Origin of the sequence: Pseudoflavonifractor phocaeensis (assembly GCF_016901955.1) — a bacterium.
GTDB lineage: Bacteria > Bacillota > Clostridia > Oscillospirales > Oscillospiraceae > Flavonifractor > Flavonifractor phocaeensis_A.
Genome location: NZ_JACJLC010000093.1, coordinates 1 through 10,494, shown reverse-complemented (window position 1 = coordinate 10,494; position 10,494 = coordinate 1). Strand labels below are relative to the sequence as shown.

The 10,494-nt window shown below is 61.0% G+C and carries 7 protein-coding genes; 6 read left to right on the top strand and 1 reads right to left on the bottom strand.

Annotated features, from left to right (window positions below; genetic code table 11):
• The first annotated feature begins 47 nt into the window (after positions 1 to 47).
• From H6B51_RS14670 to arcC, 6 genes are all read left to right on the top strand, one after another.
• Positions 48 to 599, top strand: coding sequence for a 4Fe-4S binding protein (locus H6B51_RS14670; RefSeq protein ID WP_204884399.1), 552 nt, complete (start codon positions 48 to 50; stop codon positions 597 to 599).
• Between the two features lie 16 nt (positions 600 to 615).
• Positions 616 to 3,192, top strand: a complete 2,577-nt coding sequence (gene xdh / locus H6B51_RS14665) for a selenium-dependent xanthine dehydrogenase (protein WP_204884398.1) — start codon at positions 616 to 618, stop codon at positions 3,190 to 3,192.
• Between the two features lie 282 nt (positions 3,193 to 3,474).
• The gene (gene dpaL, locus H6B51_RS14660) at positions 3,475 to 4,710 is read left to right on the top strand and encodes a diaminopropionate ammonia-lyase (RefSeq protein WP_204884397.1); all 1,236 of its coding nucleotides are present in this window, start codon (positions 3,475 to 3,477) and stop codon (positions 4,708 to 4,710) included.
• A gap of 66 nt (positions 4,711 to 4,776) precedes the next feature.
• A complete protein-coding gene (locus tag H6B51_RS14655; RefSeq protein WP_204884396.1) occupies positions 4,777 to 6,168 on the top strand; it encodes a YgeY family selenium metabolism-linked hydrolase in 1,392 nt (463 codons plus the stop codon).
• Positions 6,169 to 6,400: 232 nt separating this feature from the next.
• Positions 6,401 to 7,600 (top strand): knotted carbamoyltransferase YgeW, encoded by a 1,200-nt coding sequence (gene ygeW / locus H6B51_RS14650; protein ID WP_204884395.1) that lies wholly within the window; start codon positions 6,401 to 6,403, stop codon positions 7,598 to 7,600.
• 173 nt (positions 7,601 to 7,773) lie between these two features.
• Positions 7,774 to 8,715 (top strand): carbamate kinase, encoded by a 942-nt coding sequence (arcC, locus tag H6B51_RS14645; RefSeq protein ID WP_204884394.1) that lies wholly within the window; start codon positions 7,774 to 7,776, stop codon positions 8,713 to 8,715.
• Between the two features lie 136 nt (positions 8,716 to 8,851).
• On the opposite strand, the gene H6B51_RS14640 is transcribed toward arcC, so the two are convergent.
• Entirely contained in the window at positions 8,852 to 10,192 is a 1,341-nt protein-coding gene (locus tag H6B51_RS14640) for an MFS transporter (protein WP_204884393.1), read from the bottom strand.
• Positions 10,193 to 10,494 lie beyond the last annotated feature (302 nt).

The following is a 10,494-nucleotide window of genomic DNA, read 5'->3' as shown; positions in this document are numbered from 1 at the left end:
GGGGAGTGCGGGTCCTGACGCCGCGCCCCCATAAGGAGGAACCCAATATGGCACCTACCCGAATCAAACGGATCGCCGTGGTGTACTGCACCGGCGGGAACCGGGCAAAGCGCCGGGTTCAGGATGACCTGACCCAGATGGACTGCGCCCAGGCGGTCCAGGCCTATCCCGATGGGCTGCTGGACTGCGCTCAGGGGTGTCTGGGCCTGGGCAGCTGCGTGGCGGCCTGCCGTCTGAAGGCCATTGCCATCGGTCCCCACGGGGCGGCCCTGGTGGACCGGGACAAGTGTGTGGGCTGCGGCCTGTGCGTCAAGGCCTGTCCCAAGAGCCTGATCCGCCTGGTGGACGCAGACACCACTATCACGCCTCGCTGCTCCAATCAGGACGCCGGGCCCGCCGCCCGGAACGCCTGCTCCGTCAGCTGCATCACCTGCCGGATCTGCGAAAAGAACTGCCCGGCGGATGCCATTACCATGGAGGATAACCATGCCGTCATCGACCCGGCAAAGTGTATCTCCTGTGGCATGTGCGCCGTCAAGTGCCCCCGGGGCGTTATCGTGGACGCCGACGGGGTGTTCACCGTGAACAACTTTTCCTAGGAAGGAGGAACCACATATGAGCTATTCTTTTACCGTAAATGGGGTCCTCCGCACCACCGAGGAGGATAAGCCCCTGCTGCGCTACCTGCGGGACGACCTGAAGCTCTTCTCCGTGAAGGATGGGTGTAGCGAGGGCGCCTGCGGTACCTGTACCATCGTGGTGGACGGCAAGGCTGTCAAGTCCTGTGTCCTCACCACCAAGAAGGCGGTGGGTAAGACCATCCTCACCGTGGAGGGTCTGCCCGAGCATGAGCAGGAAGCTTTCGTCTATGCCTTTGGCAAGGTGGGAGCTGTCCAGTGCGGTTTCTGCATCCCTGGTATGGTGATGGCTGGCAAGGCCCTTATCGACCGCAACCCCAACCCCACCGAGGCCGATATCAAGAAGGCCATCCGGGGTAACATCTGCCGGTGTACCGGCTACAAGAAAATCATTGAGGGCATCGCCCTCACCGCCGCCATCCTCCGGGGAGACGAAAAGATCGACCCCGAGCTGGAGAAGGGGGACATCTACGGCGTGGGCGACCGGGCCTTCCGTACCGACGTCCGTGGCAAGGTGTTGGGCACCGGGGCCTACTGCGACGACGTGGAGATGGAGGGCATGGTCCATGGCTCCGCCATCCGCTCCCAGTACCCCAGAGCCCGTGTGCTGGACATTGACGCCTCCGCTGCCCTGGCTATGCCGGGGGTACTGGCCGTCCTCACCGCCGAGGACGTGCCCAACAACAAGGTGGGCCACATCCAGCAGGACTGGGACGTGTTCATTGCCAAGGGGGACATCACCCGCAGCGTGGGCGACGCCATCTGTCTGGTGGTGGCCGAAGATGAAAAGACCTTGGAGAAGGCCAAAAAGGCTGTCAAGATCAGCTATGAGCCCCTGGAGCCGGTGCGCACCATTCAGGAGGCCATGGCGGAGGACGCTCCCAAGCTCCACCCCAACGGCAATCTGTGCCAGCAGCGTCACGTGACCCGTGGCGATGCCAAAACCGCCTTGGCCAACTCCAAATATGTGGTCACCCAGAGCTATAAGACCCCCTTTACCGAGCATGCCTTCCTGGAGCCCGAGTGCGCCGTGGCCTTTCCCTACAAGGATGGGGTCAAGGTGTACACCTCCGACCAGGGCGTGTATGACACACGCCACGAGATCTCTATCATGCTGGGCTGGGAACAGGATCGCATCGTAGTGGAGAACAAGTTCGTGGGCGGCGGCTTCGGTGGCAAGGAGGACGTGTCGGTGCAGCACCTGGCGGTGCTGGCCGCCCTGAAGGTCCAGAAGCCTGTGAAGGTCAAGCTCACCCGGCAGGAGTCTATCCGGTTCCACCCCAAGCGCCACTACATGGAGGGCACCTTTACCCTGGGGTGTGACGAGAACGGTATCTTCACCGGTCTGGACTGCGAGATCTACTTCGATACCGGCGCCTACGCCTCCCTGTGCGGACCCGTGCTGGAGCGGGCCTGTACCCACTCCGTGGGCCCCTACTGCTACCAGAATACCGATATCCGGGGCTTTGGCTATTATACCAACAATCCTCCCGCCGGCGCTTTCCGGGGCTTCGGTGTGTGCCAGAGCGAGTTTGCCCTGGAGTCCAACATCAACCTGTTGGCTGAGAAGGTGGGCATCTCCCCCTGGGAGATCCGCTACCGCAACGCCATTGAGCCGGGGAAGGTGCTGCCCAACGGGCAGATCGCCGACTGCTCCACAGCCTTGAAGGAGACTCTGCTGGCTGTTAAGGACGTCTATGAGGCCAATGCCGACCATGCCGGCATCGCCTGCGCCATGAAGAACGCCGGCGTGGGCGTGGGACTGCCCGACAAGGGCCGGGCCAAGCTGGTTGTGCGGGATGGTATAGTGGAGCTCTACTCTGCCGCCTCCGATATCGGCCAGGGCTGCGCCACGGTCTTCCTCCAGATCCTGTCTCAGACCACCGGGCTGCCCCGGCTGCTGCTGCGGAACATGGGCGCCAACTCTGAGGTGGCCCCCGACTCGGGCACCACCTCCGGCTCCCGCCAGACCCTCATCACCGGCGAGGCGGTGCGCATGGCCGCCGCCGACCTGCGGAAGGATATGGATGAGGTGGGAGGCGATCTGGCCAAGCTGGAGGGTAAGGAGTACTTTGCCGAGTTCTTCGATCCCACCGACAAGCTGGGCGCCGATGTGCCCAATCCCAAGAGCCATGTGGCCTACGGTTTCGCCACCCACGTGGTCATCCTGGACGACGAGGGCCGGGCCAAAGAGGTGTACGCGGCTCACGACTCCGGCAAGGTGGTCAATCCCACCTCCATCCAGGGTCAGATTGAGGGTGGCGTGCTCATGGGTCTGGGCTACGCGCTCACCGAGGACTTCCCCCTGAAGGACTGCGTGCCCCAGGCCAAATACGGCACTCTGGGCCTGATGCGGGCCGACCAGATCCCCGACATCCACGCCATCTATGTGGAGAAGGAGGAGCTGCTCCCCTTCGCCTATGGCGCCAAGGGCATCGGTGAGATCGCCACCATCCCCACCGCCCCGGCGGTGCAGGGGGCATACTACGCCAGAGATCACATCCTGCGCACCTCTCTGCCCATGGAAAACACCTATTACAGCAAGAAAAAATAAGCGGCATTCACCCAGTCCGGAGGCCTCCATCAGACCTTCTCAGGGGCCTCAGTCTGACGGAGTAATTCCAGATACTGAGGCCCTTTTTCTCGCTCTTTGACCGGCGGGTCAAATCCCTGAACCCGTTGGTATAAGGGCTTTTGCGGCATGACCAAAAAATTTTTTAGGATAAAAGGATTTTTTTCAGATTTCCTCTTGACATCTGCCGTACAAGTGATATGATGGTCACAGAAATAAGCGGTTGTTCACGGCGCGGAAAAATAATTTGGAGGCGAGTTTCCAATGAAAGACCAGATCAAGTGGGTCATCAATCAGATGCCCAAGAGCGAGGACAAGCAGCTGGACGTCATGTCCCTCTCCAACGTGGCTAAGGCCCGGTTCTTCCACAGTTCCTTCCCCCAGTACTCCATCACTCCGCTGGCTCAGCTGGACGGCATGGCCAAGTATCTGGGCCTGGGCGGTGTGTATGTGAAGGATGAGTCTTACCGCTTTGGTCTGAACGCCTTCAAGGTGCTGGGCGGCTCCTTCGCCATGGCCAAGTACATCGCCAGCGAGATGGGCCGGGACGTGTCTGAGATGACCTACGACTACCTGACCAGCGAGGCCTTCCGCAAGGAGTTTGGTCAGGCCACCTTCTTCACCGCCACCGACGGCAACCATGGCCGCGGCGTGGCCTGGGCCGCCAACAAGCTGGGGCAGAAGGCCGTGGTACATATGCCCAAGGGCAGCTCCAAGTCTCGCTTTGACAACATTGCCAAGGAGGGCGCCAAGGTCACCATCGAGGAGGTCAACTACGACGACTGCGTGCGCATGGCCGCCGCTGAGGCCGAGCAGACCGAGCACGGCGTCATCGTTCAGGACACCGCCTGGGACGGCTACGAGGAGATCCCCTCCTGGATCATGCAGGGCTACGGCACCATGGCCAATGAGGCCTCTGAGCAGCTGCGCCAGTGCGGCGTGAACCGGCCTACCCACGTGTTCGTGCAGGCCGGTGTGGGCTCCCTGGCTGGCGCCGTTGTGGGTTACTTCACCAACCTGTATCCCAATGATCCCCCCAAGTTCGTGGTGATGGAAGCCCGTGCTGCCGACTGCCTGTATCAGGGCGCTCTGGCCAACGACGGCAATCCCCGCATCGTCACCGGCGATCTCCAGACCATCATGGCCGGCCTGGCCTGCGGCGAGCCCAACACCATCTCCTGGGATATCCTCCGCAACCACGTGTCCGCCTTCCTGTCCTGCCCCGACTGGGTGAGCGCCAAGGGTATGCGGATGCTGGGCATGCCTGTCAAGGGCGACCCCACCGTGATTTCCGGCGAGTCCGGCGCTGTGGGCATGGGCACCCTGGACACCATCATGTGCGACGACACCTACAAGGAGCTGCGGGACGCTCTGGAGCTCAACCGCTTCAGCCAGGTGCTCATGTTCTCCACTGAGGGCAATACCGATCCCCTGAAGTTCCGCCGGGTGATCTGGGACGGCGAGTATCCCACCACCGACACCCCCCAGAAGCCCTACTGAGATGTGTGCAAGCCGGGAATATTCCCGATCAACCGTGAAATAAACGAGAAAATGGAGGTTATTACGATGGATTTTGAAAAGATCAAAGCTGCTGCCGAAGGTTATAAGGCTGACATGACCCGCTTCCTGCGGGACATGATCCGCATCCCCAGCGAGAGCTGCGAGGAGAAGGGCGTCTGCGAGTGCATCAAGGCCGAGATGGAGAAGCTGGGCTTTGACAAGGCCGAGTTCGACGGCCTGGGCAACGTCATCGGCTGGATGGGCGAGGGCGACAAGATCATCGCCATCGACTCTCACATCGACACCGTCGGCATCGGCAACATCAACAACTGGACCCACGACCCCTATGAGGGCTACGAGGACGACGAGGTTATCTACGGCCGCGGCGGTTCCGACCAGGAGGGCGGCATGGCTTCCGCCGTGTACGGCGCCAAGATCATGAAGGATCTGGGCCTGATCCCCGCCGGCTACAAGATCATGGTGGTGGGCTCCGTCCAGGAAGAGGACTGCGACGGCATGTGCTGGCAGTACATCGTCAACAAGTTCTTCCCCTCCATTGGCGTGAAGAAGGAGCAGGTGGAGTTCGTCATCTCCACCGAGCCCACCGACGGCGGCATCTACCGCGGCCACCGGGGCCGTATGGAGATCCGGGTGGACGTGAAGGGCATCTCCTGCCACGGCTCCGCCCCCGAGCGCGGCGATAACGCCATCTACAAGATGGCCGACATCCTCCAGGACGTGCGCGCCCTCAACGAGAACGACGACGCCGACTCCACCGAGATCAAGGGCCTGGTCAAGATGCTCAACCCCAAGTACAACCCCGATCACTACGAGGACGCCCGCTTCCTGGGCCGTGGCACCTGCACCACCTCCCAGATCTTCTACACCTCTCCCAGCCGCTGCGCTGTGGCTGACTCCTGCTCCATCTCCATCGACCGCCGCATGACCGCCGGTGAGACCTGGGATTCCTGCCTGGAGGAGATCCGCAACCTGCCCAACGTGAAGAAGTACGGCGACGACGTGAAGGTGTCCATGTACATGTACGACCGTCCCTCCTGGACCGGCGAGGTGTACGAGACCGAGGCCTACTTCCCCACCTGGATCAACAAGGAGTCCGCTGCCCACGTGCAGGCTCTGGTGGACGCCCACCACGCCCTGTTCGGCGATAAGCGCATCGGGCCTGACGGCGCCATGCACCTGCGCAACCGTCCTCTCACCGACAAGTGGACCTTCTCCACCAACGGTGTGGCCATCCAGGGCCGTTACGGCATCCCCTGCGTGGGCTTCGGCCCCGGCGCCGAGTCTCAGGCTCACGCCCCCAACGAGATCACCTGGAAGCAGGATCTGGTCACCTGCGCCGCCCTGTACGCCGCCGTGCCCGGCCTGTACAAGGAGGAGAACAAGACCGACGACGTGACCCAGTTCCGCGCCGGCAAGACCAACAACGATATTAAGTAAGAAACGCTGAGCCGTCGTGAGCAGCAGACTAAGACGGGAGCGGAGCAAACGGACCGCAGGCCCTATGGGGCCGAAGGCCGGTTTGTGAAGTCGGACGGCTTAGGCTGCGTTGCGAACAGGCGAGGCGTGCCAGCAAGAAGCACTGTGCCTAGGCCCGCAGGGGCGGCTTCGGCCGCCCCATCAAATAAGGACCATCCACCTAACATATTTTATTAAAAGGAGATTGATTGCAATGGACAAGACTCTGCAGATGTATATCGACAAGCTGAACGCCCTCAACTTCAAGGATATGTACAATGGCGACTTCTTCCTGACCTGGGAGAAGACCGACGACGAGATCGAGGCTGTGTTCACCGTGGCCGACGCTCTGCGCTACATGCGTGAGAACAACATCTCCACCAAGGTGTTTGAGTCCGGCCTGGGCATCTCTCTGTTCCGCGACAACTCCACCCGTACCCGCTTCTCCTTCGCTTCCGCTTGTAACCTGCTGGGCCTGGAGGTTCAGGACCTGGACGAGGGCAAGAGCCAGATCGCTCACGGCGAGACTGTTCGTGAGACTGCCAACATGGTGTCCTTCATGGCCGACGTTATCGGCATCCGCGACGACATGTACATCGGCAAGGGCAACACCTACATGCACGAGTTCATGGACGCCGTGACCCAGGGCAACAAGGACGGCGTGCTGGAGCAGAAGCCCACTCTGGTCAACCTGCAGTGCGACATTGACCACCCCACCCAGGCCATGGCCGACATGCTGCACATCATCCATGAGTTCGGCGGCGTGGAGAACCTGAAGGGCAAGAAGATCGCCATGACCTGGGCCTACAGCCCCTCCTACGGCAAGCCCCTCTCCGTGCCCCAGGGCATCATCGGCCTGATGAGCCGCTTCGGCATGGACGTGGTCCTGGCTCACCCCGAGGGATACGAGGTTATGCCCGAGGTTGAGGAGGTCGCCAAGGCCAACGCCGAGAAGTCCGGCGGTACCTTCACCAAGACCCACAGCATGGCTGAGGCCTTCAAGGACGCTGACATCGTGTATCCCAAGAGCTGGGCTCCCTTCGCCGCCATGGAGAAGCGCACCAACCTGTACGCTGAGGGCGACACCGATGGCATCAAGGCTCTGGAGAAGGAGCTGCTGGCTCAGAACGCCAACCACAAGGATTGGTGCTGCACCGAGGAGCTCATGAAGACCACCCGCGACGGCAAGGCCCTGTACATGCACTGCCTGCCCGCCGACATCAACGACGTGTCCTGCAAGGACGGCGAGGTCGAGGCTTCCGTGTTCGACCGCTATCGTGACCCCCTGTACAAGGAGGCTTCCTTCAAGCCCTACATCATCGCCGCCATGATCTTCCTGGCCAAGGTGAAGGATCCCCAGGCCACTCTGAAGGCTCTGGAGGACCGGGGCATCGCTCGTTGGTTCCAGAAGTAATTCAATTGTGCGTTTCCTGATCTGATCAGACTTCCATTTTACCTTCCCTACCTTCCTGAGGCCCGTCCGCATAGGTCAACCTGCCTGTATCTGTGCGGATGGGCCCAACTATTTCAGAAATCTATTACCGGGCGTAGTATACGCCGGATATATGACAAATTGAGGTGTTTATCATGGGCAAGCGTATCGTAATCGCCCTGGGCGGCAATGCTCTGGGCAACAATCTTCCTGAGCAGATGATTGCCGTGAAGCAGACCGCCAAGGCTATTGTGGACCTGATCCAGGAGGGCCATGAGGTCATCATCGCCCACGGCAACGGCCCCCAGGTGGGTATGATCCAGAAGGCTATGACCGAGCTGACCCGTTCCGATCCCGAGAAATACATCCCCTGCCCCCTGTCTGTGTGCGTGGCCATGAGCCAGGGCTACATCGGCTATGACCTGCAGAACGCCCTCCGGGAGGAGCTGCTGGACCGGGGCATCAACAAGGGCGTGGCCACCGTGCTCACCCAGGTGGAAGTGGACCCCGAGGACAAGGCCTTCCAGAACCCCACCAAGCCCATCGGCGCCTTCATGACCAAGGAAGAGGCCGACAAGATGGTGGCCGAGCGCGGCTACAACGTCATCGAGGACGCCGGCCGCGGCTATCGCCGTGTGGTGGCTTCCCCCAAGCCCCAGTCCATCATTGAGATCCAGTCCATCCGGGACATGGTGGCTGCCGGCCTGGTGGTGGTGGCCTGCGGCGGCGGCGGCATCCCCGTCTACAAGACCGAGGGGCACCACCTGAAGGGCGCCGCCGCTGTCATCGACAAGGACTTCGCCTCCTGCGTGCTGGCCCAGCAGGTAGAGGCCGATACCCTCATCATCCTCACCGCTGTGGAGAAGGTGGCCATCAACTTTGGCAAGCCCGACGAGAAGTGGCTGGACGAGCTGACCCCCGACCAGGCCCGCCAGTACATCGAGGAGGGCCACTTCGCCCCCGGCTCCATGCTGCCCAAGGTCCAGGCCGCTGTGCAGTTCGCCGAGAGCGCCCCCGGCCGTTCCGCCCTCATCACCCTGCTGGAGAAGGCCAAGGACGGCGTGGCTGGCAAGACCGGTACCGCTATTCACCAGTAACCATCACAATAAAAATCGCCCCGTGTCTGTTCGGACGCGGGGCGATTTTTATTGGAGAGCGGGGCGCGGGGAGAGCCCGTCGGGTATAAAAAGGACCTGCCGCACGGGCAGGTCCCTTGGGGGATGATGGGGGGGATTACTTGCCGGGGTGAGCGGCCTTCCAGTCCCGGTTGAACCGATGCTCGTTGACGATGAGCACCAGCAGCACGTTGACCAGAGCCACGCCGGCGAACACCAGGTAGGCCATCTTGATCTGGCCGCCGGTCATCAGCTGCACCGCGCCGTTGACCAGGAAGCACAGGGCAGTGACGGCGCCCTGGATGGGGAAGATAACGCTGTTCACCTTGTCGAAGCCGTGCCGGCCAAAGATGGAGGCGGGCAGGGAGGTGGTGAAGTTGGCGGAACCGCCGATGCCCATGGCAATCATGAACAGGGAGATGTACACCAGGGGGGAGGATCTGTCAGCGGCCCCAAAGTTGCACAGCAGCGCCACAGCGTACCAGATGCCGAAGCCCACCATGGTCTTTTTGGTGCCGATCTTGTCGTCGATGATGCCGATGAGCCAGGAGCCGACCACGCCGCCCAGAGCCAGGATGGTCATGACGTTCATGGCCTCCTGCTGGGTGAAGCCCAGCTGAGTGTTGCGGATAACCAGCTGGCTCATAACGCCCACGGAGCAGATCTGGAAGAAGCCGGTGGTGATGGCGGCCAGCCACAGCTCCTTGGTGGCCAGCAGCTTACCGGTGGTCCAGCCGCCGTCGCCCTCCACCTCGTCGGAGGTGTCATACTCGTTGCGATAGACCTCGTCGGACACGTTGTCAGGGTTCAGACCACGCTCCTGAGGAGTGTTGCGGATGAAGATCATGCCCAGGATGCCCAGCACGATGGCGGCCACGCCGATGGGAATGATGCCGCTGGAGAAGTTGGAGCCGATGTTTTCGGTACCGGCCACCATGGGGGCGATGAGGATGGCGACCAGCTGGACATAGAAGGCGGAAGCCAGGTTGTGGCCCATGGTGGTGTAGCCCATGACCACGCCCTTCTTCTTGGGGAACCAGGTGGCTACCAGGGTGCCGCCGGCCACGTAACCGGCGGACATGATGCCGCCGTACACAAAGCACATGGCCACGGTATAGATGGCCACGCTGGAGGCATTGCAGGCCAGCATGTAGGCGATACCGGAGACGATGCAGCAGATGCCGGAGGTGAGCCGGGCGCCGATCTTACGGTTGATCTGCCCCACGATGATGAAGAACACCACGCCGACCAGACCGGCCAGAGAATTCATGTTCATAATGGTGCCGTTTTCCACGCCCAGCCGATTGGCCACATTGGGGGCGGTGATGTTGGCGCCGTCGTTGCACATGCCCACGTACAGGAAGAACATTAGCAGGCAGTAGATGATGACCACCCAGCCTGCGCCGAAGTTGACAACGGAGTTTTTGTTGCCGGGATCGTGCAGCTTTTGTTTTGCCATATTGGATTCCCTCATCTCTTCAAATTTGTAGGAGTCAGGACTGGTGCCGGCAAGCCCGTTCCTTGTTGCAGGTATAATTTACTGGGTTTTTATCCACTCCGCAATCCCCACTCTCAACTCAGTTACTAACCATCTAGTACATGATTACCAAGAGGTAAGGGAAAACTTTTGTGCATAACTCATAAAATAATAGTTAATGTCTACTGAACAACCGCCAATTTTTTCTGGGGCCAGAAAATGACGAGCAAACCTGCAAGCAGGCACAAAAGGGCGCACTGAATCCTGCGGAGATTCAGCACCAG

Coding starts and splice junctions, on each gene's coding strand:
- H6B51_RS14655 (WP_204884396.1), top strand. CDS start 4,777: ATGGATTTTGAAAAGATCAAAGCTGCTGCCGAAGGTTATAAGGCTGAC.
- arcC (WP_204884394.1), top strand. CDS start 7,774: ATGGGCAAGCGTATCGTAATCGCCCTGGGCGGCAATGCTCTGGGCAAC.
- H6B51_RS14640 (WP_204884393.1), bottom strand. CDS start 10,192: ATGGCAAAACAAAAGCTGCACGATCCCGGCAACAAAAACTCCGTTGTC.
- dpaL (WP_204884397.1), top strand. CDS start 3,475: ATGAAAGACCAGATCAAGTGGGTCATCAATCAGATGCCCAAGAGCGAG.
- H6B51_RS14670 (WP_204884399.1), top strand. CDS start 48: ATGGCACCTACCCGAATCAAACGGATCGCCGTGGTGTACTGCACCGGC.
- ygeW (WP_204884395.1), top strand. CDS start 6,401: ATGGACAAGACTCTGCAGATGTATATCGACAAGCTGAACGCCCTCAAC.
- xdh (WP_204884398.1), top strand. CDS start 616: ATGAGCTATTCTTTTACCGTAAATGGGGTCCTCCGCACCACCGAGGAG.